Annotated in this window: 27 protein-coding genes; 12 read left to right on the top strand and 15 right to left on the bottom strand. The window is 73.8% G+C overall.

Annotated elements, in window-relative coordinates; all coding sequences use genetic code 11:
• Window positions 1-74: 74 nt before the first annotated feature.
• Window positions 75-2,165, bottom strand: a complete 2,091-nt coding sequence (locus ACFU9A_RS03545) for a beta-galactosidase (protein WP_430573882.1) — start codon at window positions 2,163-2,165, stop codon at window positions 75-77.
• Window positions 2,166-2,410: 245 nt separating this feature from the next.
• Between ACFU9A_RS03545 and ACFU9A_RS03540 the strand changes: the two genes are divergently transcribed.
• Window positions 2,411-3,436 carry a LacI family DNA-binding transcriptional regulator gene (locus ACFU9A_RS03540; protein ID WP_430573881.1) on the top strand — a complete coding sequence of 342 codons (1,026 nt, stop codon included), beginning with the start codon at window positions 2,411-2,413 and terminating at the stop codon, window positions 3,434-3,436.
• A gap of 6 nt (window positions 3,437-3,442) precedes the next feature.
• On the opposite strand, the gene ACFU9A_RS03535 is transcribed toward ACFU9A_RS03540, so the two are convergent.
• A complete protein-coding gene (locus ACFU9A_RS03535; RefSeq protein ID WP_430573880.1) occupies window positions 3,443-4,396 on the bottom strand; it encodes a family 43 glycosylhydrolase in 954 nt (317 codons plus the stop codon).
• Window positions 4,397-4,572: 176 nt separating this feature from the next.
• Between ACFU9A_RS03535 and ACFU9A_RS03530 the strand changes: the two genes are divergently transcribed.
• From ACFU9A_RS03530 to ACFU9A_RS03520, 3 genes are read left to right on the top strand one after another with little or no spacing between them, the layout of a single operon-like run.
• On the top strand, window positions 4,573-5,553 hold the full coding sequence (locus tag ACFU9A_RS03530; RefSeq protein ID WP_430573879.1) for an ABC transporter permease: 981 nt from the start codon (window positions 4,573-4,575) through the stop codon (window positions 5,551-5,553).
• The gene (locus ACFU9A_RS03525; RefSeq protein ID WP_430573878.1) at window positions 5,550-6,488 is read left to right on the top strand and encodes a carbohydrate ABC transporter permease; all 939 of its coding nucleotides are present in this window, start codon (window positions 5,550-5,552) and stop codon (window positions 6,486-6,488) included. The genes ACFU9A_RS03530 and ACFU9A_RS03525 overlap by 4 nt, the downstream gene beginning before the upstream one ends.
• Window positions 6,489-6,522: 34 nt before the next feature.
• Window positions 6,523-8,154, top strand: coding sequence for an extracellular solute-binding protein (locus ACFU9A_RS03520; RefSeq protein WP_430573877.1), 1,632 nt, complete (start codon window positions 6,523-6,525; stop codon window positions 8,152-8,154).
• A gap of 67 nt (window positions 8,155-8,221) precedes the next feature.
• Here ACFU9A_RS03520 and ACFU9A_RS03515 read toward each other — a convergent pair whose 3' ends face one another.
• The 5 genes from ACFU9A_RS03515 to ACFU9A_RS03495 all read right to left on the bottom strand — a co-directional run bounded on the left by ACFU9A_RS03515 (window position 8,222) and on the right by ACFU9A_RS03495 (window position 13,310).
• On the bottom strand, window positions 8,222-8,992 hold the full coding sequence (locus ACFU9A_RS03515; RefSeq protein WP_430573876.1) for a glycerophosphodiester phosphodiesterase: 771 nt from the start codon (window positions 8,990-8,992) through the stop codon (window positions 8,222-8,224).
• On the bottom strand, window positions 8,989-10,341 hold the full coding sequence (locus ACFU9A_RS03510; protein ID WP_430573875.1) for an ABC transporter substrate-binding protein: 1,353 nt from the start codon (window positions 10,339-10,341) through the stop codon (window positions 8,989-8,991). The genes ACFU9A_RS03515 and ACFU9A_RS03510 overlap by 4 nt, the downstream gene beginning before the upstream one ends.
• 46 nt (window positions 10,342-10,387) lie before the next feature.
• Window positions 10,388-11,287 (bottom strand): carbohydrate ABC transporter permease, encoded by a 900-nt coding sequence (locus tag ACFU9A_RS03505; protein WP_430573874.1) that lies wholly within the window; start codon window positions 11,285-11,287, stop codon window positions 10,388-10,390.
• Window positions 11,284-12,276: a carbohydrate ABC transporter permease gene (locus ACFU9A_RS03500; RefSeq protein WP_430573873.1), complete on the bottom strand. Its 993-nt coding sequence runs from the start codon at window positions 12,274-12,276 to the stop codon at window positions 11,284-11,286. The genes ACFU9A_RS03505 and ACFU9A_RS03500 overlap by 4 nt, the downstream gene beginning before the upstream one ends.
• A 128-nt stretch (window positions 12,277-12,404) precedes the next feature.
• Entirely contained in the window at window positions 12,405-13,310 is a 906-nt protein-coding gene (locus ACFU9A_RS03495; protein ID WP_430573872.1) for an oxygenase MpaB family protein, read from the bottom strand.
• A 219-nt stretch (window positions 13,311-13,529) separates the two neighbouring features.
• On the opposite strand from ACFU9A_RS03495, the gene ACFU9A_RS03490 reads away from it, so the two are divergent.
• On the top strand, window positions 13,530-14,435 hold the full coding sequence (locus tag ACFU9A_RS03490; protein WP_430575332.1) for an HNH endonuclease: 906 nt from the start codon (window positions 13,530-13,532) through the stop codon (window positions 14,433-14,435).
• On the opposite strand, the gene ACFU9A_RS03485 is transcribed toward ACFU9A_RS03490, so the two are convergent.
• On the bottom strand, window positions 14,387-15,520 hold the full coding sequence (locus ACFU9A_RS03485; protein ID WP_430573871.1) for an FAD-dependent oxidoreductase: 1,134 nt from the start codon (window positions 15,518-15,520) through the stop codon (window positions 14,387-14,389). The genes ACFU9A_RS03490 and ACFU9A_RS03485 overlap by 49 nt on opposite strands.
• Before the next feature lie 102 nt (window positions 15,521-15,622).
• Between ACFU9A_RS03485 and ACFU9A_RS03480 the strand changes: the two genes are divergently transcribed.
• The 5 genes from ACFU9A_RS03480 (at window position 15,623) to ACFU9A_RS03460 (ending at window position 19,367) form a co-directional block, all read left to right on the top strand.
• Complete coding sequence (locus ACFU9A_RS03480; RefSeq protein ID WP_430573870.1) at window positions 15,623-15,925, top strand: putative quinol monooxygenase; 303 nt, start codon at window positions 15,623-15,625, stop codon at window positions 15,923-15,925.
• Between the two features lies 1 nt (window position 15,926).
• Window positions 15,927-17,090 carry an FAD-dependent oxidoreductase gene (locus ACFU9A_RS03475; protein ID WP_430573869.1) on the top strand — a complete coding sequence of 388 codons (1,164 nt, stop codon included), beginning with the start codon at window positions 15,927-15,929 and terminating at the stop codon, window positions 17,088-17,090.
• A 115-nt stretch (window positions 17,091-17,205) separates the two neighbouring features.
• Window positions 17,206-17,802, top strand: a complete 597-nt coding sequence (locus ACFU9A_RS03470) for a DUF6318 family protein (protein WP_430573868.1) — start codon at window positions 17,206-17,208, stop codon at window positions 17,800-17,802.
• A gap of 320 nt (window positions 17,803-18,122) precedes the next feature.
• The gene (locus ACFU9A_RS03465; RefSeq protein WP_430573867.1) at window positions 18,123-18,797 is read left to right on the top strand and encodes a hypothetical protein; all 675 of its coding nucleotides are present in this window, start codon (window positions 18,123-18,125) and stop codon (window positions 18,795-18,797) included.
• A 156-nt stretch (window positions 18,798-18,953) separates the two neighbouring features.
• Window positions 18,954-19,367 carry an Hsp20/alpha crystallin family protein gene (locus tag ACFU9A_RS03460; protein ID WP_430573866.1) on the top strand — a complete coding sequence of 138 codons (414 nt, stop codon included), beginning with the start codon at window positions 18,954-18,956 and terminating at the stop codon, window positions 19,365-19,367.
• 76 nt (window positions 19,368-19,443) lie between these two features.
• Here the strand turns inward: ACFU9A_RS03460 and ACFU9A_RS03455 are convergent, their stop codons facing one another.
• The gene (locus ACFU9A_RS03455) at window positions 19,444-19,992 is read right to left on the bottom strand and encodes a hypothetical protein (protein ID WP_430573865.1); all 549 of its coding nucleotides are present in this window, start codon (window positions 19,990-19,992) and stop codon (window positions 19,444-19,446) included.
• 105 nt (window positions 19,993-20,097) lie between these two features.
• Between ACFU9A_RS03455 and ACFU9A_RS03450 the strand changes: the two genes are divergently transcribed.
• Window positions 20,098-21,345: an NAD(P)/FAD-dependent oxidoreductase gene (locus ACFU9A_RS03450; protein WP_430573864.1), complete on the top strand. Its 1,248-nt coding sequence runs from the start codon at window positions 20,098-20,100 to the stop codon at window positions 21,343-21,345.
• A gap of 77 nt (window positions 21,346-21,422) precedes the next feature.
• On the opposite strand, the gene ACFU9A_RS03445 is transcribed toward ACFU9A_RS03450, so the two are convergent.
• From ACFU9A_RS03445 to ACFU9A_RS03425, 5 genes are all read right to left on the bottom strand, one after another.
• Entirely contained in the window at window positions 21,423-22,187 is a 765-nt protein-coding gene (locus ACFU9A_RS03445) for an ABC transporter permease (protein ID WP_430573863.1), read from the bottom strand.
• Complete coding sequence (locus ACFU9A_RS03440; protein WP_430573862.1) at window positions 22,187-22,999, bottom strand: ABC transporter ATP-binding protein; 813 nt, start codon at window positions 22,997-22,999, stop codon at window positions 22,187-22,189. The genes ACFU9A_RS03445 and ACFU9A_RS03440 overlap by 1 nt, the downstream gene beginning before the upstream one ends.
• A gap of 26 nt (window positions 23,000-23,025) precedes the next feature.
• Window positions 23,026-23,865 (bottom strand): DUF4097 domain-containing protein, encoded by an 840-nt coding sequence (locus ACFU9A_RS03435; RefSeq protein WP_430573861.1) that lies wholly within the window; start codon window positions 23,863-23,865, stop codon window positions 23,026-23,028.
• A 76-nt stretch (window positions 23,866-23,941) separates the two neighbouring features.
• Complete coding sequence (locus tag ACFU9A_RS03430) at window positions 23,942-24,463, bottom strand: toxin-antitoxin system HicB family antitoxin (protein ID WP_430573860.1); 522 nt, start codon at window positions 24,461-24,463, stop codon at window positions 23,942-23,944.
• A 68-nt stretch (window positions 24,464-24,531) separates the two neighbouring features.
• The gene (locus tag ACFU9A_RS03425; RefSeq protein ID WP_430573859.1) at window positions 24,532-24,909 is read right to left on the bottom strand and encodes a DoxX family protein; all 378 of its coding nucleotides are present in this window, start codon (window positions 24,907-24,909) and stop codon (window positions 24,532-24,534) included.
• A gap of 48 nt (window positions 24,910-24,957) precedes the next feature.
• Here ACFU9A_RS03425 and ACFU9A_RS03420 point away from each other — a divergent pair, with 48 nt between their 5' ends.
• Entirely contained in the window at window positions 24,958-25,761 is an 804-nt protein-coding gene (locus tag ACFU9A_RS03420; protein WP_430573858.1) for a class I SAM-dependent methyltransferase, read from the top strand.
• 14 nt (window positions 25,762-25,775) lie between these two features.
• On the opposite strand, the gene ACFU9A_RS03415 is transcribed toward ACFU9A_RS03420, so the two are convergent.
• Window positions 25,776-26,627 (bottom strand): VOC family protein, encoded by an 852-nt coding sequence (locus tag ACFU9A_RS03415; RefSeq protein ID WP_430573857.1) that lies wholly within the window; start codon window positions 26,625-26,627, stop codon window positions 25,776-25,778.
• Between the last annotated feature and the right edge of the window lie 24 nt (window positions 26,628-26,651).

Below are 26,651 nucleotides of genomic sequence, written 5' to 3'. Positions count from 1 at the left end.
CTGGTTTCCGCTGGGTCAAACGGCGTTTCCGAGGTGTGACATCTTCTCGGATGAACCCATCCCGGCCGCCGGCGTCACCCGGCCGCGAGGACGACGGCGTCGTGCGGTGCGAGCGGCAGGGTCGCCCCGGCCCCCGGCACGTCGGCGGGGCCGGCCACGAGCTCGTGCCGGGCGGCGGTGAGCAGGTCGACGAGCGTCGTCACGTCGCGCACGTGCTCCGGCCCGGCGGAGAGCGCGGCGGCGAGGTCGAGCGTCGCGGACCTGTCGGCGTGGTTGATCGCGACCAGGGTGCTGCCGCGCCACACGGTCTCGACGTCGGGCTCCTGCCCGCCGGTGGGGACGCCCGCCGCGTCGAGGGCGGCCCGCAGCACGGTGTCCAGGCCGCCGGCCTCGCCGGTGAGGTCCGCCCCGACGTACCAGGCCCCGCCCCTGCCGTGCGCGTGCTGCGCGACGGCGACGCACCCGGCCAGCGGCCCGTCGTCGTAGGTGGCGAGCACGGCGGCGCCGTCGGAGCGCGTGCGCTCGCCCAGCACGGCGGCGGTGCCCCGCAGGCCGCCGAAGCGCTCCTCGGACCAGGCGACGGCGCTGCCGGCGTCGGGCAGCGGCACCCACTCCTCCGCGGAGACGCCGAGCACGCGCCGCAGCAGCGCCGGCGACCGCCCGACGTGCAGCTGTCCCCGCCCGTCCGCGACCCCGCCGAACGGCCCCCACACCAGGTGCCCGCCGCCGGAGACGTAGGCCTCGAGCCGGTCCGCGGCGTCCTGCTCGAGCACGGTGAGCGCGGGCGCCAGCACGACGTCGTACCCGTCGAGGCGGACGTCGTCCTGACCCGGCGCGACGACGTCCGCGACCACCCCGAGCCGCCACAGCGCGCGGTGCCACGCCTGCAGGGTGGCGAGCGGGTCGAGGCGTGCGGTGGGCAGCGCGACCTGCGTGGCCGCCCACCACGACGGCCAGTCCCACAGCAGCGCGACCCGGCTGTGGACGGGCTGCCCGGCGAGGCCGCGCAGCGCGCGCAGCTCGGCGCCGAGGCGGCGGACGCCGTCGTGCACCGCGGTGTCCGGGCCGGCCAGGGGCAGCATCGCGGAGTGGAAGCGCTCGGGGCCCGAGCGCGCCTGGCGCCACTGGAAGAACAGGGCGCCGTCACAGCCGTGCGCCGCGGCCTGCAGCACCTCGGCGCGCAGCCGCTCGGGCGACTTCGTGAGGTTGTGCTCGCGCCAGCTCACGGCGCTCGCCGCCTGCTCCATGCGCAGCCACGGCGTGCCGCCCGCGAGGCCGCGGGCCAGGTGGTTGACGAGCGCCGCGTCCGCGGGGGCGTCGGGCGACGCCGGGTCGGGGTAGGCGTCGTCGGCGACGACGTCGAGGTCGGCGCGCCAGGCGTGCGGGTCGACGCCGCCGAAGAAGCCCATGAGGTTGGTGGTGACGGGACGGTCGGGGTCGTGCCGCCGGACGATCGCCTTCTGCTCCCGGTAGAGGTCGAGCAGCAGGTCGGAGGAGAAGCGCCGGAAGTCGAGCTCCTGGGCGGGGTTGCGGTGGTAGGGCGCGACGCGCGGCGGCAGGACCTCGGCCCAGTCGCCGTACTCCTGCGACCAGACGGTGGTGGCCCAGGCCGCGTTGAGCGTGTCGAGGCTGCCGTACCGGGCGCGGAGCCAGTCGCGGAACCGGTCGGCGCAGCGGTCGCAGAAGCAGACCTGGCCGTACTCGTTGCCGGCGTGCCACAGGCGGACCGCCGGGTGCCCGGCGTAGCGGGCGGCGACCTGCTCGGCGATCGCCGCGGCCGCGTCCCGGTAGGCGTCGGACGACGGGCAGAACTGGTTGCGCGACCCGTAGCTCAGGACGGTGCCGTCGGCCGTCGTCGGCAGCGACTCCGGGTGCCGGTGGCCCAGCCACGGCGGCGGTGACGCCACCGGGGTGGCGAGGTCGACGGCGATGCCGGCGTCGTGCAGCAGGTCGAGCACCTCGTCCATCCAGCCGAAGCGGTACTCCCCCGGCCGGGGCTCGTAGTGCGACCAGCCGAACACGCCCACGGTGACGAGGTTGACCCCGGCCTCCCGCATGAGCGCGACGTCCTCCCGCCACACCGCGGGGTCCCACTGCTCGGGGTTGTAGTCCCCGCCGTAGAGGATGCCCAGCTCGTCCGTGAGCCGTGCGAGGCCGTGCCGCATGCTCGCTCTCCTTCGGATCTCTGTCGAACGGATCTCTGTCGAAACGCTTCGATGCGCGCCGCGAGACTATCGGTCGGGGACCTCCGGGTCCAAGGATGCCCCAGCAGGCCGCGTCGCCCGACGTGGCAACGCCCGGAAGCCGCCCGACAGGACGGTGCGACCGCGATCACGGCCCGACGCAGCATCCCGGCCGGCTCGGCGTCCGCCCTTATGATCGCGCTGTGTCGCCAGCCGAGGGAGAGAGCATGCCCGACGGGCGTCGTGCGCGACTGTCCGACGTCGCGGCGCTGGCCGGGGTCTCGCCCAAGACGGTCTCGAACGTGCTGCACGACCATCCGTACGTGCGGGACAGCACCAGACGGCGCGTGGAGAAGGCCCTCGCCGAGCTCGACTACCGCGCCAACCTGTCGGCCCGCGCCCTGCGGGGCCAGTCGACCGGCTTCATCGCCCTCGCGATCCCCGGCCTGGACAACCCGTACTACTCCACGCTCGCCGGGCACGTGATCGACGAGTGCGCCCGGCACGACTGGACGGTCCTCATCGAGCAGACCCGGTCGCTCGAGTCGCTCGAGCGCGCCGCCGTGCGCGGGCCGGCCTCCCGCCTGGTCGACGGGGTGATCCTCCAGCCGGACGCCCTCGGCGACGCCGAGCTCGAGGACCGCTTCGCGCACCGCAACCTCGTGCTCATCGGGGAGTCGGAGGTCGCACCGTCGGCCGACCGGGTGAGCGCCGACAACGTGGCCGCCGCACGCGCGCTCGCCGAGCACCTCCTGGCCCGCGGGCGCCGACGGGTGGCGGTGGTCGGCCTGGCCGACCACCCGCGCGCGAACGCCAGCTCGCTGCGCTACCGCGGCGTCGCGACGGCGTTGCAGCACGCCGGGCTCGACCTCGCCCCCGACTACCGCGTCGACGTCCCGCGCTTCCGGCGCGGGGAGGGCGCGGAGGCGGCGGACCGCCTCCTCGCGCTCCCGGTCCCGCCCGACGCGATCGTCTGCTACAACGACCTGCTCGCCAGCGGGGTGCTGGCCCGGCTGCGCGAGCGCGGGGTGGCCGTGCCGGACGACGTCGCCGTCGCCGGCTTCGACGACAACGACGAGTCGAGCTACACGGCCCCGGCGCTCACGAGCGTGTCGTGGGACCTGGCGGACATCGCGCGGCGGTGCGTCGAGCGCCTGCACCTGCGCTCCGCGCCCGGCGCGGCCGCGACGGAGCCCGTGCGGGCCGTCGTCGGCCACCGCCTCATGGTCCGGGCCAGCACGGGCGGCGCCTGACCCCGCTCAGGCGGTGACCGGCCTCAGCACGCGCGGCACGTCGCCGTCCCACCCGATCTCCACGGCCGCGAGGAGGTTGGTCCGGCCGCCCGTGTCGTTGCCCTGGAAGAACAGGTACGTCCGCCCGTCCTCGTCGACCAGCGCGCCAGGGTGGCCGCTCTCGGACGCGTTCCACGACCCGGGCGCGCCGTGCGGCAGGAACGGCTCGAGCGTGCCGCGCTCCCACGTCGCCCCGTCGCTCGACCGGGCCCAGCCGATCTGCTGCGGCTCGTTGTTGTAGCCGCCGGCGTAGAACATCACCAGCCCGTCCCCGCGGCGCACGAAGGCGGGGGCCTCGATGCACTCCCGCTCCCAGTCGAGCTCGGGCGCCAGGGCCGGCGCGTCGTGCGACAGGTCGGTCCACGCCTCGCGGCCGAAGCCGCTGTCGAGCGGCGCGGAGGCGACGCCGAGCAGCTGCGCGCGCATCTCGGGGTCCCGCGTCGCGTAGGCGAGCAGGAGCCGGTCGCCGTGCACCACGACGTCGGCGTCGATGGCCCGGCCGCAGTTCCAGTCGCCCTCGGGCCGGAACACGGGGTTCGACGCGTCCGGCACGAACGTCACCCCGTCGTGCGACGTCGCGTGGCAGATCGCGTCCGCGGGCCCGTTGCCGTACGTCTGGTAGAAGAGGTGGACCACGCCGTCGAGGACGACGGCGCCCGGGGCGCAGATACCCGGGGTCTCGAAGGACTCCTGCGGCACGAGCGTCTCGACCAGCCGCCAGGCGCGCAGGTCGGGGCTCTCCGCGATCCCGACGCGCCACCCGTCGCCCGCGTACCCCTGGGGCAGCGTGAAGTACATGAGGTAGCGACCGCGGAACCGCACGACGGACGGGTCCTTCGAGAAGGGGCGCCCGTCGGGCAGCTCGACCGCCCAGGGCTCGGCGATGAGCGGGACCTCTGCGGTGGACGACGGCATGGTCATGCGGGCACTCCTGGGGACGGGACGGGCGGATCAGCGGTCGACGCGACCTTACAACGCTGAAATACGGGAGCCAATACTTCGGACCTCGCTCCTTCCCCAGGCTTGACGTTCCGCGATCCATCCTCCATCGTTCCGTGTTACAACGCTGTATGAATGGAGGCAACGTGGCATCCGTCGTGTCGAGAACGACCCCCCACGGGTCGCCGCCGCTGGCGGCCGTGGAGCCGGCACGGCCCGTGCGGCGCCCGCTGCCCTGGTACCGCCGTCTCGCCCGCGACCGGGCGCTCGTGCTCATGGCGGCGCCGGGCCTGCTGCTGCTCCTGCTGTTCCAGTACGTCCCGCTGCTGGGGAACGTCATCGCGTTCCAGGACTACCTGCCGTTCCTCCCCTTCGGGGCCAGCGAGTGGGTGGGCCTGGACAACTTCGCGGTGATCTTCGACGGCGACCCGGCGTTCCTGAACGCCCTGCGCAACACGCTCGTCCTCACCGTGGTCCAGGTGGTCCTGGTCTTCCCCGTGCCGATCGCGGTGGCGCTGCTGCTCAACAGCCTGCTGTCGGAGCGGGTCAAGCGGGCGGTGCAGTCGGTGCTCTACCTGCCGCACTTCCTGTCCTGGGTGATCGTCGTGGCGATCTTCCAGCAGCTGCTCGGCGGCTCGGGCCTGCTCAACACCTTCCTGCGGACCCACGGCATGGAGACGCTCTCGATCATCGGCAACCCCGACGGCTTCGTCGCCCTGCTCACCAGCCAGGTGATGTGGAAGGACACCGGCTGGGCGACGATCCTCTTCCTCGCCGCCCTCTCCCAGATCGACTCGTCCCTCTACGAGGCGGCGAGCGTCGACGGCGCCTCGCGCCGGCGGCAGCTGTGGCACATCACCCTGCCGGGCATCCGCGGGATCGTCGTGCTCCTCCTCATCCTGCGCCTCGGCGACTCCCTCACCGTGGGGTTCGAGCAGATCATCCTGCAGCAGGACGGCGTCGGGCTCGCCGCGAGCGAGGTGCTGGACACCTACGTCTACAACAACGGGATCGTCGGCGGGCAGTGGGGGGTCGCCGCCGCCGTCGGCCTGGTCAAGGGCGTCGTCGGCGTCGTCCTGGTGCTCGGCGCGAACAAGATCGCCCACCTGCTCGGCGAGAACGGGGTGTACAAGTCATGACCGCCACGACCGCACGGACGGCATCGCGCCCGCCGCGCCCCACCACCCGCCGCCGTCGCCGCCGGCTCGAGGTGCCGCCGATGCCCGGCCGCGTCCTCAAGGCCGTGGTCCTCCTCGTGATGTGCGCGGGCGTGGCCGTGCCGTTCCTCGGCATCGTCTCCACCAGCCTGGCCGACACCGCCCAGCTCAACGCCTCCGGCGGCTTCGTGCTCTGGCCCGACAGCGCCTCGCTCGACGCGTACCGGAGCATCTTCGCCGGCGGCGTGGTCGCGCGGTCGCTCGCGGTCAGCGTCGGCGTGACGCTCGCGGGCACCGCGCTCTCCCTCGTCGTCTCCACCCTGCTCGCCTACGCGCTGAGCCGGCCGGGGGCGTTCGGGCAGAAGCCGGTGCTCGTGCTGGTGCTCGTCTCGCTGCTGTTCTCCCCCGGGCTGATCCCGAACTACCTCATGGTCAAGCAGCTCGGCCTGCTCGACACGTACTGGGCGCTCGTCCTGCCCACGGCCCTGAGCGCGTTCAACGTGATCGTGCTGCGCGCGTTCTTCATGGGGGTGCCCCAGGAGATCGTCGACTCGGCCCGCATCGACGGGGCGGGGCACGTCACCACGCTCACCCGCATCGTGCTGCCGCTGTCCAAGGCCGTGCTCGCCGTGGTCGGCCTCTTCTACGCCGTCGGCTACTGGAACGCGTTCTTCAACGCCCTGCTCTACATCAGCGACTCGTCCATGTGGCCGCTCCAGCTCGTGCTGCGCACGTACGTGGTCAACAACGCCGAGCTCGGCTCGTCCGAGCTGGGCACCGGGTCGGACGTCCTGCCCCCGCAGGCGTCCATCCAGATGGCGATCCTGCTCGTCACCATCGTCCCGATCCTCCTGGTCTACCCGTTCCTTCAGCGTCACTTCGCCAAGGGAGTGCTCACCGGTGCCGTCAAGGGCTGACCGCACCGCCTCCCCGGACTCGAGAGGAGCCGTCATGGCCCCCGTCACCCTCAGCCGCCGCTCGTTCCTCGGCGGTGTCGCCGTGGTCGCCGCCGGCGCCCTCACCGGCTGCTCGCCCTCGTCCTCCGCCGGGGGCGGGGGGTCGGGCTCCGCCTCCGTCACCCTGCCGAAGTACATCCGCTACGAGGGCGTGACGCCGGACCTGCCCGGCGACGCGAGCGGCATCCCCGACACCTTCCTGCGGTACCCGGCGAAGCCGGTCGCCGCGTTCTCCCGGCCGCCGGGGGACGGATCGGAGATCCGTGGCTCCGTGCCGATCGGCGGCCCGGTCCCCCCGTCCGCCGGGCGCAACGCGTACTGGCAGGAGCTGAACACCCGCCTGGGCTCCGACCTGCAGCTCACGATGACCCCCCGCGCCGACTTCCCGCAGCGGTTCGCCACCGCCGTCGCCGGCGACGGGCTCGGCGACCTGTACACCCTCGACATGGGGATGGCGCACCTGCCCGACTTCCTCCGGGCGCAGTGCCAGGACCTCACGGAGCACCTGGCCGGCGACGCGATCGCGGACTACCCGTTCCTCGCGAACATCGCCACCGAGTCCTGGCGCGGCACGGTGTTCGGCGGAGGCATCTACGCGGTGCCGATCACCCGGGGGGTGCAGTCGTCGGCGCTCCTGTACGCGCGCGGCGACCTGCTCGCGAAGCACGGGATCACCGACGACCCTCGCACGGTCGACGACTTCCTGGCCCTGTGCGCGGAGGTGACGGAACCCCGCGCCAACACCTGGGCGCTGAGCTCCGCCCCCATGCCGATGCTGCAGCAGATGCTGGGGCTGCCGAACAACTGGCAGGTGGAGGGCGGCACCTTCACGCACGTGCTGGAGCTCGACGGGCACCGGGAGGCGCTCGAGCTCGGACGCCGCCTGGTCGACGAGGGCTACGTGGTGCCCGACGGCGTGACGGCGGAGGGTGTCGACCAGAAGACCTGGTTCGCCTCGGGGGCCGCGCTCCTGCATGCCGACACGTACTCGGCCGCCCCTGGCCTGCACCAGCAGAGCGAGGCCAGCGCGCCCGACTACGCGATCCGCATGGTGCGGACGCCGAGCCAGGACGGCAAGGCGCCGGCAGCCCTGTGGCTGGGGCCGCCGAACAACACGCTGTCGGCGATCAAGAAGGGCGACCCCGAGCGGGTGCGCACGCTGCTGTCGGTGCTCAACTGGCTGGCCGCGCCCCTCGGCACCGAGGAGCACCTGTTCCGCAAGTTCGGCGTCGAGGGCGTCCACTACGAGCTCGACGGCACGGACCCCGTGCTCACGGCGCTGGGCAAGAGCGAGACCTCGGAGGGCTTCTTCCCGGTCGAGTACCTCGTGGACGGGCCCCGGTCGAACTACTTCCCCGGACGCCCCGACGTCGCGAAGGACGTGCACGCCCACATGGCCGACATGGTGCCCGGCGGCGTCGCCGACCCGACCGTCGGCCTGTACTCCGACACCCAGGGCACCAAGGGCGGCCAGCTCGGCACCGCGCTCTCGGACGCCACGAACGCGATCCTGCTGGGCCGCAAGCCCGTGAGCTCGTGGGACGCGGTCGTCGCGAAGTGGCGCGCCGACGGCGGCGACAAGATCCGCGCGGAGTACGAGGCCGCCTACGCCGAGGCCAACGGCTGACGACGGGCGCGACGACGCGCGGAGCCCCGGCCGGACGATCCGGCCGGGGCTCCACGCCTGGCTCCGGTCAGCCGTCCGCCCGGCCGGCGAGCCAGCCCGCCAGGTGGTCGGGCCGGTCGGTGATGATCTCGTCCACGCCGAGCGCGACGGCGGCGGCCCAGTGCTCGGGCTCGTTCAGCGTCCAGACGGCGGTGGCGAGGCCCGCGTCGTGCAGCCGGGCGACGGCGTCCGGGTCGTCGCGCAGGACGGTGCCCTGCGGGTTGCACATGACGACGTCGAGCTCACGGCAGCGCTCGACGAGGTCGTCGCGGGCGGCGGTCACGAGCAGCCCGCGACGCAGCCCCGGGTCGGCGTCGCGCAGCGCGGCGACCGTCTCGGGCCAGAAGCTCTGCGCCACCGTGCGGTCGGCGAGCCCGGCCTCGCGCAGCGGCCCGGTGAGCCGCCGTACCTCCTGCGCGGACCACGCGCCCTTGACCTCCAGCAGCAGGTCCAGGCCGGGGCGGGCGCGCAGCAGGTCGGTCACCTCGTCGAAGGTCGGCACCCGCTGCCCCGCGTACGCGGGCGAGAACCACGACCCGGCGTCGAGCAGCCGCACCTCGCGCAGCTCCAGGTCGGCCAGCTTGCCGCTGCCGTTCGTCGTCGCGTCCACGGTGTCGTCGTGGAGGACGACGACCTCGCCGTCCGCGGTGAGGCGCACGTCGATCTCGAGCGAGTCGGCCCCCGCCAGCGCGGCACTCTCGAACGCCGCACGGGTGTTCTGCGGCGCGACGGCGCTGTTGCCGCGGTGGGCGACGACCCGCGGTCGGCGCGTCCCGGTCGGCCCGGTCGGCCCGGTCACAGGTAGGGCTCCACGTTCTCCTCGTACGCCTTCTCGATGCGCGGCGTGATCGCCTCGAACGCCGTCCTCGGGTCGGCGTCCTCGATGACGATCTGCTCCAGCGCCTCGTTGAGCAGCGCGTCGGCGCCCGGGACGAAGACGCGCACGTCGTCCTGCACGCGGGCCTTGTCGGCGAGCTGGTCGACGGCGGTGCGGAACTGCGGCGTCTGCTCGTACGTCTGCTTCATCGCGTCGCTCTCGACGGCGGAGGTGCGCACCGGCATGTAGCCCGTGGCCTGCGAGAACGTGGCCGTGTTCTCCGTGTTCGTGAGGAACTCGAGGAACATCGCGGCCGCGAGCTGCTGCTCCGGGGTCCGCGACGACGGGATGGCGAGGCCCGTGCCGCCGGTCGGGGTGCCGCCGCCCTGCGGCCCGTCGGGCAGGTAGGCCGTGCCGACCTCGAACGACGCGGCGTCGAGCGCGCCCTTGAGCGAGCCGGTGGAGCCGATCGTCGAGGCGATCAGGCCGGACGAGAAGTCCGCCATCGCGTCGTCCGCGGAGAGCGTCGCGACGCCCGAGCCGTGGAACAGGTCGCGCACGAACTCGCCGCCCGCGACCGCCTCCGGGGTGTCGAGCGTGAGGTCGAAGCCGTCCGAGTAGGCGCCGTCCTGACCCCAGATCATGTTCTCGAACCACCAGGCGCCCCACGACGGGCCGGTGGACAGGCCGAGCGTCGAGCCGCCGTCCGGCACCTCGGCCTTCAGCTTCGCGTCCCAGTCGACCAGCTCGTCCCAGGTCTCCGGGCCGCGGTCGGGCAGGCCGGCCTTCGTCCACAGGTCCTTGTTGTAGTAGAAGAGCGGCGTCGAGCGGGCGTAGGGCACCGCCCAGTGCTGGTCGTCGTACTCGTAGTCCGCGTACAGGGCGGGCTGGAAGTCGTCCGCGTCGGCGTCGAGGAACTCCATGACGTCGTCCACGGGCATGATCTGGTCGTTCAGGTGGTACCGGAACCACCACACGTCGGACGCGATGACGACGTCGGGCAGCTCGTCGGTCTGCGAGGCGGCCTGGAAGCGCTGGGCGACCTCGTCGTAGTCGGCGCCGGCGGTCACGAGGTCGACCTCGATGCCGCTCTCGGCGGTGAAGTCGTCGATGAGCTGCTGCTCGAGCTCCTGCGACTGGCCCGGGTGGTTGCTCCACCAGGTGATCTCCTTGGCCGGCTCGACCTGCGACCAGTCGACGGCCTCCGCGGACGCGTCGCCGGAGGCCGTGGCCCCGACGCTCGGGCCGGCGCAGGCGGTGAGGGTGAGGGCCGAGACCGCGGCGAGCGCCGCGACGGCGGTGCGGGTGCGGCGGGCGGGACGGTGGGACACACATGCTCCTTGGTTCGGGATGCGGCGGGAGGGGTCGTCGGGCGGGTCAGCCGGTGACGGCGCCCGCGGTGAGGCCGGCGACGAGGCGTCGCTGGAGGACGAGGAAGACGAGGAGGATCGGCAGCGTCACGACGACCGTCGCGGCCAGCAGCACGCCCCAGTTCGACATGCCGTCGGTGTTCTGCAGCAGCGTGAGGCCGACGGGGAGCGTCATCTTGTCGGCGTGGTCGACGACGAGGAACGGCCACAGGTAGTCGTTCCACTCGGACACGACGGAGACCAGGGCGACCGCCGCGAGCGTGGGGGTGCTCATCGGCACGACGAACCTCCACAGCTTGCGCCAGTGCCCGGCGCCGTCGAGCTCGGCCGCCTCGAGGATGGACGCCGGCAGCGTGAGGAAGTGCTGGCGGAACAGGAAGGTGCCGAACGCGCTGGCCAGGCCGGGCACGAGGATCCCCTGGTAGGTGTTGAGCCAGCCGAGGCTCGCCACCAGCGTGTAGTTGGGGATGATCGTGATCTGCGGCGGGATCATGAGCGTCGCGATGACCAGCCCGAACACCAGCCGCTTGAACGGGAAGTCGAGGAAGACCAGCGCGTACGCGCAGGCCAGCCCGAGCGCGACCTTGAGGCCGGCGCCGACGACGGTCAGGCCGATGCTGTTCGCGAGCAGCCGGCCCAGCGGGATCGCGCCCGCGGCCTGCGCGTAGTTGTCGAGGCCGGGCGACCCGGGCAGCCACTGCAGCGGCACCTGGTAGAGCTCCTCGGGCGTCTTGAGGCTGGCGAGGAGCAGCCACACCAGGGGCAGCCCGAGCACCACGGTCGCGAAGAGCATGGTGAGGTAGCCGCCGACCTGAGGCGGCCGTCGTCGTGCGCCGGTCCGGGCGGGCGCGTCCGGCGCGGGGGCGGCGGGCGCGGGGCGCGCCGGGGTGGCCGTGGCGGCGCTCATGCGTAGTGCACCTTCCGCTGGACGTACCGCATCTGCACCGCGGTGACTGCCAGCAGCACGAGGAACAGGACGGTGGCGACGGCGGACGCGTACCCGGCGCGGCCGTTCACGAAGCTCTCCTCGTAGATCGAGTACATGAGCGTCGTCGTGGAGCCCAGGGGGCCGCCCTGGGTCATCGCCTTGATGATGTCGAACGACTGCAGCGAGCTGAGCATCATCGTCACGAGCAGGAAGAACGTCGTGGGGGTGAGCAGCGGCAGCACGATCGAGCGCAGCGTGCGGGCCGAGGACGCGCCGTCGAGCGCGGCGGCGTCGCGCAGGTCCTGCGGGACCGCCTGCAGCCCGGCCAGGTAGATGAGGGCGACGTACCCGAGGTTCTTCCACAGGTACACGACGATCACCATCACCAGCGGCCACGGGCGCGCGGTGTACCAGTCGGGCGAGTCGAGTCCGACCCGGCCCAGCAGCTCCTGGACCAGCCCGTACCGCGGGTCGAACATGAACAGCCACAGGATGCCGACGGCGAAGCCGCTCAGCACGTACGGCGCGAACGCGACGGTGCGGGCGACGCCCCGGAACCGGAGCCGCCGGTTCAGCAGGAGGGCGAGGCCCAGGCCCAGCACCATCGCGCCGCCGACGGTCGCGACCGTGAAGACGAGCGTCGTGCCGACGACGCGGCCCGTGGTCGGCGCCGAGAACCACTCGACGTAGTTGCCGAGCCCGACGAAGCGGGCCGACGGGGACCCGAGGTTCCACTGCAGCGTCGAGAGGTAGAGGCTCTGCAGCAACGGGCGGTAGACGAAGACGAGGATGAGGAGGACGTTGGGGCCCGCCAGCAGCAGCGCCCACAGCAGGGCGGTCCGGCGGCGGCGGGCACCGAGGCGGCTGCGGGTGCGGGGGACGGGCGGTCGACCGGCGGGTGGGGTGCCCGCCCGGGCCGACGGGGCGTCCGGGAGGCCGGACGGCCGTGGGGTCACGACGGTGGTCACAGCCGCGACTCTAGGAACCGCTCCGTCCGAAATGTCCGGGTGGTCGGGGGTGCCCGTGAAGCGTTCGGGCAAGGTTCATCGCGGCGGTCCCCGCAGGTCACCGGCGCCTCGTGACGGTCACACGGACGTCAGCCGGGCGTCGTCGTCGGGACCTCCGCGCGAGGGTAGGCCCGGGTGCGCTCGGACGTGCCCATCCCCCACCGCACCGCGCGGGTGGCGACGGAGCCCGCCGGCCCGCCGAGGGTGCGGCGGAACCAGGAGCCGACGCTCAGCTCGTCGCGCGCCCAGCCCGGCAGGGTCGCGACCGCGCCCGCCGCCAGCAGCGCGTACGGCGGCCGGGCCGCGAGGGGCAGCGGAGGCTCGTCCAGCAGGAACCGCACCGTGTCCAGCGCGGCCGGCGACGCCTCCAGCTCCGGCCGGTACGCCTCGATCGTCGCGCGCAGGTCGGCCACCGTCTCCGGCACGACGACGGCGCCCAGCGCCCGCGCGACCCGCGCCGCCTGCGCCACGTACTCGTCCGCCTCGTCGTCGGTGAGCGGCCGCTCCCCGAACCGCTGGTGCGCGGTGAGGAAGGAGTCCGCCTCCGCCGCGTGCACCCAGGTCAGCAGGTGCGGGTCGCCCGCGCGGTACGGGCGGCCGTCCGGCGCCTTCCCCCGCACCCGGTCGTGCACCGACCGCACCCGGTCCACCATCGCCTGCGCGTCGTCGGCGGTACCGAACGTCGTCGTCGCGAGGAACGTCGCCGTCCGCTCCAGCCGCCCCCACGGGTCCCCGCGGTAGCCCGAGTGCCCCGCCACGCCCGCCATCGCCAGCGGGTGCAGCGACTGCAGCAGCAGCGCCCGCAGCCCGCCCACGAACATCGACGCGTCGGCGTGCACCCGCCCGATCGGACTGTCCGGCGGGAACCACCGCGGCCCCGGCGCCAGGTGGATCCGGTCGCGCGACGCGTACGCGTCGTCGCCCGCGACCTTCTGGAACAGCACGTCCCCCAGCCGCAGCCGCAGCCGCTCCACCGGGTTCGTCACCGTGGTCATCCCGCCAGTATCGCGCTGCTCCGGGAGGCACCGCTTGATCCGGCATCATCGCCCGTCGGACTGTTGTCGCGGCAAGCCGTTCGGCCACCTCGTCCGTGAACAGCAGCACCAGCATTCCGGTGCGGGCGAACGGGGTGAAACACGCACCCACCTGGAGAGTTGACGAAGCGAACTCTTGCCACGGCGTCGTCACGATGGTGAGCTCCAGGCGTGGAGTCGATGGTCGAGGCGCAACTGCGGAAGCAGATCATGGAGTGGGTGGGCGAGCGCGCCGAGGCCAACGGCGGCTTCCTGCGACGCGAGGAGCTCCTGCGCGACTTCCAGGTCGACGGCGAGAGATTGGCCGTCATCGACTATTCGCGCGGCATCCGCAACCCGGCGTCGTTCAGTTCGACGCTGTCGATTGTCAGCGCCGCGGACGGGCCCTACGACGACACCGAGTCCGACGACGGCCTGCTGCACTACGCCTACCGCAAGGGCGACCCGTGGTCCGGCGACAACTCCAAGCTGCGCCGCGCGATGGAGACCGGTATGCCGTTGATCCTCTTCCGCAAGGAGATGCCGAACATCTACACGCCGGTCTTCCCGGTGTACGTGGTGGACGACGAGCCACAGAACCGGCAGTTCCTCATCGCGCTCGACGAGTCGTTCACTTTCCTACGGGACCCGCGCCACCTCACTCAGCCGCAGCGCGAGTACGCCCTCCGCCTTGCGAAGCAACGCCTCCACCAGCCGGCGTTCCGCACTCGTGTGCTCGTCGCGTACGACACCCGGTGCACGATCTGCGAGCTCAAGCACGGCGCCCTGCTCGACGCGGCCCACATCGTCCCGGACGGGCACGAGCTCGGCGCCCCGACGGTGACCAACGGCCTCGCCCTCTGCAAGATCCACCACGCCGCATACGACCAGAACATGCTCGGCGTAACGCCAGACCACGAGGTGCGCATCGCTTTTCAACTGCTCGAGGAGATCGACGGTCCCATGCTGAAGCACGGGCTACAGGAGATGCACGGGCGCCAACTGTCATTGCCGCGCCGCCGCCCCGACCGCCCCGACCGCGACCACCTCGCGTGGCGCTACGAGCTCTTCTGCGCCGCCGGGGAGTCGACGAGGGTGTCGAGGTAACGCACGATCCGGACGACCGCGTCGCGCCCGGCGCGGTTGGCGCCGACGGTGGACGCGGACGGCCCGTAGCCGATGAGGTGCACGCGCGGCTCGCCGTCCACCTGCGTGCCGTCCATGCGGATGCCGCCGCCGGCGGTGCGCAGGTGCAGCGGGCGCAGGTGGTCGAGGGCGGCGCGGAAGCCGGTGTTCCAGAAGATGACGTCGACGGGGAGCAGGTCGCCGTCGGGCAGGACGACCCCGTCGGGCGCGACGCGCGTGAACATGGGGCGGCGCCGGAGCACCCCGCGCTCCTCGGCGGCGAGGAGCACCGGCGACTTGATGAGGCCGGTGACCGAGACGACGCTCAGGGGCGGCAGCCCCTCGCGCACGCGGTCGGCGACCATCGCCACGGCGCGCGCGCCGTCGCCGGAGTCGAAGGAGTCGCGCCACACCGGCTCGCGCCGCGTGAACCAGAAGGTCTGCGCGACGTGCGAGACCTCCTCCAGCAGCTGGACGGCGGAGATCCCGCCGCCGACGACGGCGACGCGCTGCCCGGCGAAGTCCTCCGCGCGGACGTAGTCGGCGGTGTGCAGCTGGCGTCCGCGGAACGTCTCCTGCCCCGGGTAGGCGGGCCAGAACGGCTTGGACCACGTGCCCGTCGCGTTCACGAGCGCCCGCGCGACGACGGTGCCGGTCCGGCCCTCACCTTCCCAGCGGACCAGCAGGCTGCCGTCACGTGCCTCCTCGACGCGGCGCACGCGCACCGGCCGCACGACGGGCAGGGCGAGCTCGCGCTCGTAGTCGCCGAAGTAGGCGGGCAGCACGTCGACGCTCGCCGCCTCCGGCTCGACGTCGGGCTGCTCGATGCCGGGCAGGTCGTGGATGCCGTTCACCGTGCTCATCCGCAGCGACCGCCACCGGTGCCGCCACGCCCCGCCGGGCCCGTCCTCGGCGTCGAGCACCAGGAACGTGCGCGCCCCGGCCGTCGCACCGTCGGCGGGCACGAACCCGCGCCGCCGCAGGTGGTACGCGGCGGACAGGCCCGCCTGGCCCGCGCCGACCACGACGACGTCGGCGGCCTGCGGCACTGCCTCGGTCGTCGTCATGCCTGGCGCAACGCCGCGGGGGGCGGCGGGCTTCCGGGGCGGGGATGTGGCGTCGGGCACCCGCCGGGTCGGTGTCCCCGCAGAGGACTAGCGTCGCGACCCATGACCTACGCGAACGTCGGCACGCTCGGCACGGCCCCCGGGAGGCGCGACGAGCTGGTCGCGCACCTCACGCAGCGCAGCGCGGAGCTCGCGGACGCGGGCTGCCTGCTCTACGAGGTCGGGGTGCGCGACGACCAGCCGGACACCGTGTTCGTGGCCGAGCTGTGGACGTCGGCCGAGGCGCACCGCGCGTCGCTGCAGCTCCCGCAGGTGCAGGCGTCCATCGCGGCGGCGCGGCCGCTGCTGTCCGGCGAGTTCGGCGGCTTCGGGTTCACCGTCGTCGGCTCGCCGCTGCGGGCCTGACATGGGGCGCACGGCCGTCGTCGTCGGCGGCGGGATCGGGGGGCTCGCGTCGGGCGTCGCCCTGGCACGTCGCGGGTGGGACGTGACGGTCGTGGAGCGCGCGACGTCGCTCGACCCCGTGGGCGCCGGCATCGCCGTCGCGCCCAACGCCGTGCGGGCGCTGGACGCCCTCGGCGTCGGGCACGCGACCCGCGACCTGGCCGCCCTGCAGGGCGAGGTGGGCCTGCGCCGCCCGGACGGGCGGTGGCTGCTGCGCAGCCAGGCCGAGGACTCGGCGTCGCTGTTCGGCGACCGCACCCTGCTGCTGCACCGCGCGCAGCTCGTGGGGCTGCTCGCGGACGCCCTCCCGGCCGGGTCGCTGCGGCTCGGGACGAGCGCCGTCGTCACCGACCCGGGCACGACGTCGCGGCCTGCGCGGGTCGCCCTGTCCGGCCCCTCCGGAGCGGCGGACCTCGACGCCGACCTCGTCGTCGCGGCGGACGGCATCGGCTCCGCGACGCGGACGCGCTGGTGGGCGAGCGCGCCCGCGCCCGTGCCCGGCGGCTCGACGGCGTGGCGGTTCGTCGCGCCGCCCGTGCCTGGCCTCGTGGGCTCGGAGACGTGGGGCCGCGGGATCGTCGTGGGCGTCGCGCCGCTCGCCGACGGCCGTGTCTACTCCTATGTGTCCGTGGCGGACGCCGCCGGCATCCCCGCCGACCTCGGCGAGCTGCGGGCACGCCTCGCCGACTGGCACGACCCGATCCCCGCGCTCCTCGCGTCCGTCGACGACGGCGCCGTGCTGCGGCACGAGCTGCGCCGCCTCCCCGACGCCCCGGCCTCGCTGGCGGCGGGCCGGGTGGCGCTCGTCGGCGACGCCGCGCACGCCATGCTGCCGAACATCGGGCAGGGCGGGTGCCAGGCCCTCGAGGACGCCGTCGTGCTCGGTGTGCGCGTGGGGCCGGAGGACGACGTCGCCGCGGCGCTGCAGCGCTGGTCGGCCGAGCGGCGGCCCCGGGTCCGGCAGGTGATGCGGATGTCGGCGCGCGTCGCCGGGCCCACCCTGTGGACGTCGACGGCGGCCGTCGCCGCCCGGGACGCGGGGATGCGCGCCCTCGGCCGCTGGACGGCGACGCTCGGTGCCCGCGCCCTGCAGCCCGTCCTGAGCTGGCACCCGCCCGAGCCGTAGCCTCGGCGGGCCGGCGCGACCTGCGACGACACGGTTGTCCACAGACACCGGGGCAACCATCTGGCGCTTTGCCCTACAGTGACCGCGACGTCACCGCCGACAGGGAGAGCCCGCCATGACCCGCACCCGGGCCATCCTCGCCGCCACCTCCATCGCCGCGGCCGCCGTGCTCCTCGTCGCCGGCTGCGACGGCGACGAGGCCGCCAAGCCCTCTCCCGAGCCCACCGCGACCAGCGCCGGCCCCGAGTCGTCACCCTCCCCGTCGCCCACCGCCACCGTCGCCGCGCCCGAACGCCCCCAGGCCCTCGACGACGACGGCCCCGCCGGCGCCGAAGCCGCCGCCGTCTACTTCCTCGAGCTCGACGACTACATCATGAAGACGGGCGACACCGCCGAGTGGGAAGCGATGTCGCAAAAGAGCTGCGAGTACTGCGCGAACCGCCTGGACCAGGCGAACGAAATTGCCGAGCGTGGTGACGTCTTTTCGGGCGGAGAAGCAGAGGTTCGCGTGACCCACACGTACGCGCAAGACCAGGCAACAGGGCTGTGGCCGCTAGATGTGACCGTGAGCGAGGCGCCGACAACCATCACTGACTCGAATGGCAAGCAATTGTTCGAGCAGGGCGCCACTCGGAGCGAGTCACGCGTCGAAGTGTCGCAGAAGAATGGGCGCTGGGTGATCGTAAACGTCGCTGAGAAGCCTGGCTCATGAGGGCGCGCGTCGCCCTACTCTTCCTCCTTGCGACATCTCCAGTACTTTCCATCTTCACAACAGAGGTGGCCCAGGCAGGCGGCGCTGACGATCCCACGTACTCATCTAGAAGTGATGACCGTTCGAAGAACGTGGGGGTTGAAGCGGAGGAAGCCCCATCGACGCAGGGCAACGGCGGTCTCAAGCCTTCGGGTGACCGCAAGCCCAAGGACAAGTACGTCCGCGCGGACGAGGTGACGTGCCTCCAGCTGAACGACACGAACTATCTGTCCGACATCGCGAGAGCGCCGGGCGCGTGCGACAACGGCGAGGTCGGCTTCATGACCGATCCGGACTGCGACGACCTGTGGCTGGCGGCGCTGTGGGTGCAGCGGGCCCGGGCCGGCGGTGAGTACGACGCGCCGGAGCAGGTCGCGGACGGCCAGTGCGTCACGCCGGCGGACATCGCCGCGGAGGCGCGTCGCGAGTTCCGGTCGATGAAGATCCCCACGCCGGAGGCGACGCTGCAGGGCAACCCGCCGATGGTGGTGAACGTGCACTACCCCGCGTACACGAGCGCGGCGCCGCGGGACCGCGAGGTCGAGCTGCTGACGGTGCCGGTGGTCATCCGGGCGGAGCCGACGGAGTTCGCGTGGGACTTCGACGACCCGTTCTCGGCGGGCGGCGGCACCCTCGTCACGACGGACCCCGGCCGGGCCTGGCGCTCCGGCGACCCGCTGCCGGACGATTCCTGGGCCGGGCACACGTACAGCCGGCTCGGCACGCCCGGCACCGACGCGGGGACGGCGGAGGACGAGCACGGGAACGCCTACCGCACGGGAGTCGGCGTCTCGCTCACCACCACCTGGCAGGGCCGCTTCCGCGTGCAGGGCGCGAGCACCTGGACCGACATCCCGGGCACCATCTCCACCACCAGCACCACGCCGGCCGCCACGGTCACCGAGGCCCGCACCCGCCTGGTGTGCGACGACCTCGCCGACACCTCCACCTGCTGACCCGACGCCGCAGCGCCACCGCCCTGCCGGCGTCGTACCCGGCGAACGTTCCGCCGACGCGACGGCACGCCTCGTCCGCCGTCGGCGAACCCGGAAATTGAGTCGGGCGCGCTCAAGTTGAACCGGTCAGCAGCAACTCACCTGGAGGAGGACAGCATGACCACCACCCTGACCCGCACCCCGTTCGCCGACGCGTGGCTCCGCGACCTGTGGACCCCGCGCCTCGCCACCGAGGGGCCCGTGCCCGCGGCCGACGTGTACCGCGACGGGGAGGACCTCGTCGCCCGCCTCGACCTGCCGGGCATCGACCCGGCCGAGGACGTCACCGTCGAGGTCGAGGGGCGCAAGCTCGTCGTGCGCGGCGAGCGCAAGGACCAGCGCTCGGAGGAGTCCGAGGGCCGCCGCATCTCGGAGGTCCGGTTCGGCGCGTTCCGACGCGTCGTGACCCTGCCGAAGGCCGTGGACGGCGACGCCGTCCGCGCGTCCTACGACGCGGGCGTCCTGACGGTCACCGTCGCCGGCGTCTTCGCCGGCACGACGCCGCAGCGCGTCGAGGTCACCACCGCCTGATCCCCGTCAGGCGCACCCCCGACGGCGCCCGGTCGCACCCGCGACCGGGCGCCGTCGTCGTTCCGCGGAGCTGCGCTCAGAACACGCCCACCAGGTCGGCGACCATGACGAGGACGATCAGCAGCGCGAAGCCGCCGCCGGCGATCGCGGCGACGAGGGCGAACCGGTCGCTGCCGGAGCGCCGCGGCCGCAGGCCGGCCTCCTTCGCGGTCGACGTGAGGAGGGCACGCACGGGCGACGGCGAGAACGCGTAGTTCACGACCCCTTCGACCCCGCCGTGGTCGCTGAAGCCCACGACGATGCGCCGCGTCCAGCTCCACCGGGTGCCGGTGAACACCTCGGTCCGCAGGGCGGCGCCGAGGTGGGGCACCGGCCCGTCCATGCCGCCGGACCACTGCACCTCCCGCGTGGTCTCGGTGATCGTGTACGTGCCGGCAGCGGCGTCCACGCGCAGCGCGAGCTCGTACGTCTCCCGCAGCCCGTGCCGGGACAGCACGCCCCACCAGCGGGCGTCGGCGAGGTCGATCCGCACGGTGAGGGAGTCGTCGGTGACGTCGACGACGCGGTACGGCGTCTCGGCGAGCCGTGGCTCGAGCAGCGCGGCGAGGTGGGCGGCGGTAGGCACGCGCGCACAGTACGGCACCGCCGCCTGCCGCCCTGTCACACCTCCGCCCCTCGTCTCGTCGTCACCGTGAGCAACGATCATCGAGCAACCGACCGAGGAGACGAGATGTCGCACAGGACCCAGATCGTGGTGGTGGGCGGCGGGTACGCCGGCGTGACGGCGGCCAACCGCCTGACGAAGCGCGACGACGTGACGGTGACGCTGGTCAACGACCGCCCCCAGTTCGTGGAGCGGATCCGGCTGCACCAGCGGGCGGCGGGCACGCACGCCGCGGTCGCGGACTACACGAGCGTGCTGGCGGAGGGGGTGCGGCTGGAGGTCGCCACCGTCGACCGGATCGACGCCCCCGCACGCCGCCTGGTGCTGGCCGACGGCGGCACGCTCGCCTACGACTGGCTGGTGTACGCGGCGGGCAGCGGCAGCGCGGCGCCGTCCGTGCCCGGCGCGGCGGAGCACGCGTTCGCGCTGGCGAGCCTGGAGGAGGCCGACCGGCTGGTCCCGGCCCTCGCGGCCGCCGGTCCCGCGGCCCGGGTGACGGTGGTCGGCGCGGGCCCGTCCGGCATCGAGACCGCGTCGGAGCTGGCCGAGCAGGGCCGCGCGGTGACGCTGGTCTGCGGCGACCTGCTCGGGCCGTACCTGCACCCGCGGGGCCGGCGCGCGGTCGAGGAGCAGCTCGTGCGGCTCGGCGTCACGATCCTCCAGGGCCCGCGCGCCACGGTCACGGCGGTGACGCGCGACGCCGTGCAGCTCGCCGACGGCCGCGACGTGCCGAGCGACGTCACCGTCTGGACCGTCGGGTTCCGGGCGGCGGGCCTCGCGGCCCGCAGCGGGCTGACCACGGACGACGCCGGCCGCCTGCGCACGGACGAGACGCTGACCAGCCTGGACGACGAGCGCATCGTGGCCGCGGGCGACGCCGCCGCACCGTCGGACCTGCCGTTCCGGATGAGCTGCCAGGCCGCCGGCCAGCTCGGCGGAGGCGCCGGGAACACGCTGCTCGCCCGCCTCGCCGGCACGGAGCCGGCGCCGGTCACGGTCGGCTTCGTCGGCCAGTGCCTCAGCCTGGGGCGGGGCGCGGGGCTGTTCCAGTTCGCCCGGCGCGACGACGTCCCCGTCCGCGTCTTCCTCGGCGGCCGGCTCGGCGCGCGGGCGGGCGCGTGGCTCAAGGAGCTCGTCTGCCGGAGCACCGTCCAGGGCCTCACCTGGGAGGCGCGCCGACCGGGCATCATGCGCTACCCGTCGTTCGTCGGTGACCCGCGACGCCGGGACGTGCTCGCCGCCCGGGCCGCGGCCGCCGGGGCACGGGCCGACGTCGCCGAGCCCGCGCGACCGGCCGACGTCCCGGTCGCCTAGACCGAGGCGCCCGGACCGGAGACGCCGGAGGGCCGCACCGGGAGGATCCCGGTGCGGCCCTTGCCGTGCGCGAGGCGTCAGCCGATCCGGCGCCGGTAGACCGAGACGGCGACGCCGTACGCGATCAGCAGGATCCCGACGAGCCAGCCCAGCGCGACCCAGATGTCCGTGCCGACGGGCTGCTCGGCGAACAGCGCCCGGATCGTGTCGACGATCGACGTCACCGGCTGGTGCTCGGCGAACCAGGCGACCGGGGCCGGCATCGTCTCGGTGGGCACGAAGGCCGAGCTGATGAACGGCAGGAAGATCAGCGGGTAGCTGAAGGCGCTCGCGCCGTCCACGGTCTTGGCCGAGATGCCGGCGATGACGGCCAGCCAGGTCAGCGCGAGGGTGAACAGGACGAGGATCCCGGCCACGGCGAGCCAGGCCCCCACCGACGCCCCGGTGCGGAAGCCCATGATCAGGGCGACCGCGACGACGATCGCGACGGAGACCACGTTCGCCACGACCGACGTGAGCACGTGCGCCCACAGCACGCTCGACCGCGCGATCGGCATGGACTGGAAGCGGTCCACGATGCCGCCCTGCATGTCGAGGAACAGCCGGTAGGACGTGTAGGCGACGCCCGACGCGATCGTGATGAGCAGGATGCCGGGCAGCATGTAGTTGATGTACGACTCGTCGGAGCCGGTGTTGATGGCGCCGCCGAAGACGTAGACGAACAGCAGCATCAGCGCGATCGGCGTCACCGCGGTGGTGATGATCGTGTCGGGGCTGCGGAGGATGTGGCGCAGCGAGCGGCCCGTGAGGACGCGGGTGTCGCCGAGGACGTGGGCGGTCATCAGGATTCCTTTCCGGTGCTGCTCTGGTCGGTGGTGGCGGTGGTGCCGACGAGCGCGAGGAAGACGTCCTCGAGGGACGGCTGCTTCTCGACGTACTCGACCTCGGCGGCGGGGAGGAGCTGCTTGAGCTCGGCGAGCGTGCCGTTCTGGATGATCGTGCCCTCGTGCAGGATCGCGATCCGGTCCGCGAGCTGCTCGGCCTCGTCGAGGTACTGCGTGGTGAGCAGCACCGTGGTGCCGCCCTGCGCGAGCGCCTTCACGGTCTGCCACACGTCGATGCGGGCCTGCGGGTCCAGCCCGGTCGTGGGCTCGTCGAGGAAGACGATCGGCGGGTGGCCGATGAGGCTCATCGCGATGTCGAGGCGACGACGCATGCCGCCCGAGTACGTCCCCGCCCGGCGCGCGCCGGCCTCCGTGAGGGAGAACCGCGCGAGCAGGTCGTCGGCGATCTCGCCGGGGTTCGGCAGGTGCCGCAGCCGGGCGACGAGCACGAGGTTCTCGCGTCCGGTGAGGACCTCGTCGACGGCGGCGAACTGGCCGGTGAGGCTGATCGACTCGCGCACGTCGCCGGGCTTGTCCGCGACGTCGAACCCGTGCACGACGGCGGTGCCCGCGTCGGCCTTGAGCAGCGTCGACAGGATGCGCACCAGCGTGGTCTTGCCGGCGCCGTTCGAGCCCAGCAGCGCGAAGATGCTGCCCGACGCGACGTCGAGCTCGACGCCGCGCAGCACGTGCAGCTCGCCGAAGGACTTCTCGATGCCCCGCACCCGGATGGCGGCGGGGGTCTGGCCGGTGGTCTGTTCCGTGGTCATGTCCGGTGCTCCGTTTCCTGTGTCGTTCACGGCCGGCGGACGACGACGTCGCCGAAGCCGGTGCTGGCGTGGATCTCTGCGGTGTTCTCGTCCTCGACCGGCCCCTCGGTGGGGGTCAGCAGGTTGCGGACGGAGCCGTTCTCGGAGGAGACGTCGAGGTACGCGGCGGTGCCCTCGGGCACCCCCACCTCGATCGACCCGAAGGAGGACGTGAGGGTGACGGCGCCGGACTCGAGGTCGTTGACCCGGATGCTGGCGTGGGCGGACTTGGCGGTCAGGGTGCCGCGGACGCGGCTCACCGCGATGTCGCCGTGCGCCCCGTGCACCTCGAGGGTGCCGGTGACGGAGCCGACCGTGGTGGTGCCGTTGCTCGCCCGGATCGCGCCGTCCCCGGAGACCTCGTCGAGGAAGACGGACCCGGCGGAGACCTTGACGTCCAGGCTCCCGGTGACGCGGCCGGCGGTCGCCGTACCGGCGGAGACCTTGAGGTCGAGCCGCTCGACGTCGTCCACGCGGGCGTTGCCCGCCGACAGGGTCATGTCGACGGCGCCGAGCGCGCCCTCGGCGTACAGCGACCCGGCCTTGCCGCTCAGCGACGAGCCCTCGGGGAGCTCGACGGTGATGTCCGCGGTGCCGGACGCGAACGGGAGCACGTACTGCTTCCACGAGCCGGGGTAGGTGATCGAGACGGCGTCGCCGTCCCGGTCGACCCGCACGGCCTCGGCGGCGCGCACGCTGCCGGACTTGGTGTTGGTGGGCAGCACGGTGACGACGACGTCGTCACGCTCCCCGGCGACGACGTGCACGTTGGCGAAGGGCACGTCGACGACGACGGGGACGGGCTGGGTGGCGGGGAAAGTGGGCATGACGGGGCTCCAACGATGGTGTCGGCGTGGTGTCAGGGAGGGTGGGACGGCGGAGCGGCGTGGTGTCGCGAGGGGATCAGCGCACCCAGCCGGTGACGCGGCCGGAGCCGCGCTGCTGCGGACGGGCCTGCGCGGCCGGGCGTCCGGTGGACTGCTCGAGCGCGACGGCGACCGCGCGGACGAGCCACGTGTTGACGGAGATGCCGTCGCGGGCGGCGGCGACCTCGACCTGGGACTTGAGGTGGTCGGGCAGGCGGAGCGTGGTGCGGGTGGTGGCGCCGCCCTCCGGCTCCGGGGCGGGCGCGGCCGGCGCCGCGTCCGCGCCGGGCTCCGGGGCCGAAGCCTCGGCCGAGACCCGGGGGACGGTGACGACGAACTCGGGCGACCCGCCACGGAGGCGGATGTCGACCGACCCCGGGGCGAGCTCCGCGGAGATCTCGCCCGCCGCGTTCGAGAGGGCCTCGAGGAGCACCAGGCGAGCGGCGGCGTCGAGCGGAGCGGTCAGGCGACCGGCGAGCTCCCTCGCCTCGTCGCCGCCCGCGGCGGCTGCGGTCCCGAGCTGCCGCTGCAGCTCGTCGACGTATCTCGTGAGGTCCATGGCTCCACTATGACACCACCGTGGTGTCACCGCAAGAGGTTTGGTGTCACGAGTTGCGCGACGTGGTGTCACACGCCTCGGGAGACCTGCCAGGCCCAGGCGACGAGCGGGACCTGCAGCGGCAGGCGCCCCCAGGCGACCGCGGGGCGGCGCGCCCACGCGCGGGCGCCGGGACGGGAGTCGAGCGCCATCTTCACGTTCCCGGGGAACACCGCCACGAACAGGGCGGCCGTCGCGAGCCCGCCCGCCCGCCGGGTGGCGGGCACCGCGACCGCCACGGCGCACGCGAGCTCGGCCACGCCGCTGCCGTACACCCAGGCGCGCGGCGAGCCGAGGGCAGTCGGGATCAGCCCCTCGAAGACCCGGGGGCGGGCGAGGTGCAACGCACCGGCGGCGGTCAGGGTCGCCGCCAGCCCGGCGGCGAGCAGGTGCGGGGTGCGGGACATGCCCCGACCGTATCGGGCGCCCGGCGCGCGCACGGTAGCGTGCCGGGGATGGAGAGCTCGGCAGGAGGCGCTCGCACCGGCGTGCGGCTGTTCGACGACGTGCGGCCGGACGAGACGGACCGGGCGTACCTGCCCGGCATGAGCAGCGCGTGGAAGATGCCCTGGTACGACGTGCAGAGCTGGTGGCGCCGCGCCGGGCGCCTGCACCGCCGCACGGTCGAGCTGGCCGGGATCGCCCCCGGGCAGCACGTGCTCGACGTCGGCTGCGGCACCGGGAACCTGGCGCTCACGGTGCTGCGGGAGGTGCCGGACGCGGCCGTGACCGGCGTCGACCCGGACGGCGCGGCGCTGCGCCGCGCGGCCCGCAAGGCGCGGCGACGACGGGTCAGGCGGCGCGGCTCCCTCACGCTCGTGCGCGGCTTCGCGGACCGGCTGCCCGCCGCGGACGCGAGCGTCGACCACGTCGTCTCCTCGCTCGCCCTGCACCACGTGCCGCTCGACGAGAAGCGGCGGTTCGCCGCCGAGCTCGGGCGCGTGCTGCGCCCCGGCGGGCTCGTCACGATCGCCGACCTCGACGCCCCGGGACACGACCACGGCGGCGGGCACGGCGGCGGGCACGGCGGCGGGCACGGCGGCGGGCACGGGCACGGCTCCGGCCACGGCGACGCGCGCGACCGCGGGCACGACGGCCACCGGCACCACGAGATCGGCGTGAACCAGCACCGGGAGGACAACGCCGACGGCGGCATCCAGCGGCTGCTGACCGACGCAGGTCTCGCCGACGCGCGCGAGGTGGACCGCGCCACGTTCATGGACACGCCGGTGATGTGGGTGCAGGCGCGCCGCCCCTGAGGTCGCCCCCTCGGTCAGGCGCCCTGGGGTGCGAACTGGGAGAGCACCAGCTCGGCGCCGAACGGGTCGCGGACGGTGACGGCGCGGACCCACGCGTTGTCGTCCGTGGAGACCACGGCGCCCCCGGCGCGCCGCGCGGCCTCGGCGGCCGCGTCCCGGTCGGCGACGGCGAACACGATCGACCAGTGCGCGGGCCCGTCGGTGGGCTCGATCCCGGCGACGGCGTCGGCGAAGCCCGGCGGGGCGAATCCCGCCTGCCGGTCGTGGATGTCGGGGTCGGACGTCGCGGCGAGGTGGTCGCCGTACCCGGGCACGCGCGCCATGCCGATCGCGAGCTCCGGGTCGACCGCCCAGCCGAGCAGCGGTCCGTAGAACGCGAGCGCCGCCCCGGCGTCGGGCGTGCGCAGGTTGCTGAAGTTCCAGGTGCCCGGCGCGTTGACCACCTGGGCCCCCGGCCGGGTGCCCGCCTGCCAGAGCCGTCCGGGCGCGCCCTGCGGGTCGCGGAAGCGGACCATCGTGCCCGCCACCGACCCCGGCGGGCCCACGGGCTCGGGCGGCGTCACGACCTGCCCGCCGAGCTCCGCGACCCGCGCCGCGGCGGCGGCCGCGTCGTCCACCGCGAGATAGGTGTTCCACGCCACGGCGCCCTCGGCGGGCGCCCCCGGGTCCGGCGTCGCGAACGCCGCGACGGCGGTGGCGTCCGTGCCGTCGAGCGACGCGACGACGTAGCGGCCCGGCGCGCCGGGCGGCAGCTTCTCGGTGAACGACCAGCCGAACAGCGCGCCGTAGAACGCGAGCGCGGCGTCGACGTCGGCCACCTCCAGGTCGATCCAGCTCGGGACACCGTGCGGGTAGGTGTGCGTCATGCCCCCCACCCTGCTCCCCGCCCC

The sequence above is a fragment of the Isoptericola sp. NPDC057653 genome (assembly GCF_042799955.1).
GTDB lineage: Bacteria > Actinomycetota > Actinomycetes > Actinomycetales > Cellulomonadaceae > Isoptericola.
The sequence above is the reverse complement of the archived record's forward strand: the minus strand, read 5'-3'. Positions and strand labels throughout refer to the sequence as shown.

Coding starts and splice junctions, on each gene's coding strand:
- ACFU9A_RS03545 (WP_430573882.1), bottom strand. CDS start 2,165: ATGCGGCACGGCCTCGCACGGCTCACGGACGAGCTGGGCATCCTCTAC.
- ACFU9A_RS03540 (WP_430573881.1), top strand. CDS start 2,411: ATGCCCGACGGGCGTCGTGCGCGACTGTCCGACGTCGCGGCGCTGGCC.
- ACFU9A_RS03535 (WP_430573880.1), bottom strand. CDS start 4,396: ATGACCATGCCGTCGTCCACCGCAGAGGTCCCGCTCATCGCCGAGCCC.
- ACFU9A_RS03525 (WP_430573878.1), top strand. CDS start 5,550: ATGACCGCCACGACCGCACGGACGGCATCGCGCCCGCCGCGCCCCACC.
- ACFU9A_RS03520 (WP_430573877.1), top strand. CDS start 6,523: ATGGCCCCCGTCACCCTCAGCCGCCGCTCGTTCCTCGGCGGTGTCGCC.
- ACFU9A_RS03505 (WP_430573874.1), bottom strand. CDS start 11,287: ATGAGCGCCGCCACGGCCACCCCGGCGCGCCCCGCGCCCGCCGCCCCC.
- ACFU9A_RS03495 (WP_430573872.1), bottom strand. CDS start 13,310: ATGACCACGGTGACGAACCCGGTGGAGCGGCTGCGGCTGCGGCTGGGG.
- ACFU9A_RS03490 (WP_430575332.1), top strand. CDS start 13,530: ATGGTCGAGGCGCAACTGCGGAAGCAGATCATGGAGTGGGTGGGCGAG.
- ACFU9A_RS03485 (WP_430573871.1), bottom strand. CDS start 15,520: ATGACGACGACCGAGGCAGTGCCGCAGGCCGCCGACGTCGTCGTGGTC.
- ACFU9A_RS03480 (WP_430573870.1), top strand. CDS start 15,623: ATGACCTACGCGAACGTCGGCACGCTCGGCACGGCCCCCGGGAGGCGC.
- ACFU9A_RS03475 (WP_430573869.1), top strand. CDS start 15,927: ATGGGGCGCACGGCCGTCGTCGTCGGCGGCGGGATCGGGGGGCTCGCG.
- ACFU9A_RS03470 (WP_430573868.1), top strand. CDS start 17,206: ATGACCCGCACCCGGGCCATCCTCGCCGCCACCTCCATCGCCGCGGCC.
- ACFU9A_RS03465 (WP_430573867.1), top strand. CDS start 18,123: ATGACCGATCCGGACTGCGACGACCTGTGGCTGGCGGCGCTGTGGGTG.
- ACFU9A_RS03460 (WP_430573866.1), top strand. CDS start 18,954: ATGACCACCACCCTGACCCGCACCCCGTTCGCCGACGCGTGGCTCCGC.
- ACFU9A_RS03450 (WP_430573864.1), top strand. CDS start 20,098: ATGTCGCACAGGACCCAGATCGTGGTGGTGGGCGGCGGGTACGCCGGC.
- ACFU9A_RS03445 (WP_430573863.1), bottom strand. CDS start 22,187: ATGACCGCCCACGTCCTCGGCGACACCCGCGTCCTCACGGGCCGCTCG.
- ACFU9A_RS03440 (WP_430573862.1), bottom strand. CDS start 22,999: ATGACCACGGAACAGACCACCGGCCAGACCCCCGCCGCCATCCGGGTG.
- ACFU9A_RS03435 (WP_430573861.1), bottom strand. CDS start 23,865: ATGCCCACTTTCCCCGCCACCCAGCCCGTCCCCGTCGTCGTCGACGTG.
- ACFU9A_RS03430 (WP_430573860.1), bottom strand. CDS start 24,463: ATGGACCTCACGAGATACGTCGACGAGCTGCAGCGGCAGCTCGGGACC.
- ACFU9A_RS03425 (WP_430573859.1), bottom strand. CDS start 24,909: ATGTCCCGCACCCCGCACCTGCTCGCCGCCGGGCTGGCGGCGACCCTG.
- ACFU9A_RS03420 (WP_430573858.1), top strand. CDS start 24,958: ATGGAGAGCTCGGCAGGAGGCGCTCGCACCGGCGTGCGGCTGTTCGAC.
- ACFU9A_RS03415 (WP_430573857.1), bottom strand. CDS start 26,627: ATGACGCACACCTACCCGCACGGTGTCCCGAGCTGGATCGACCTGGAG.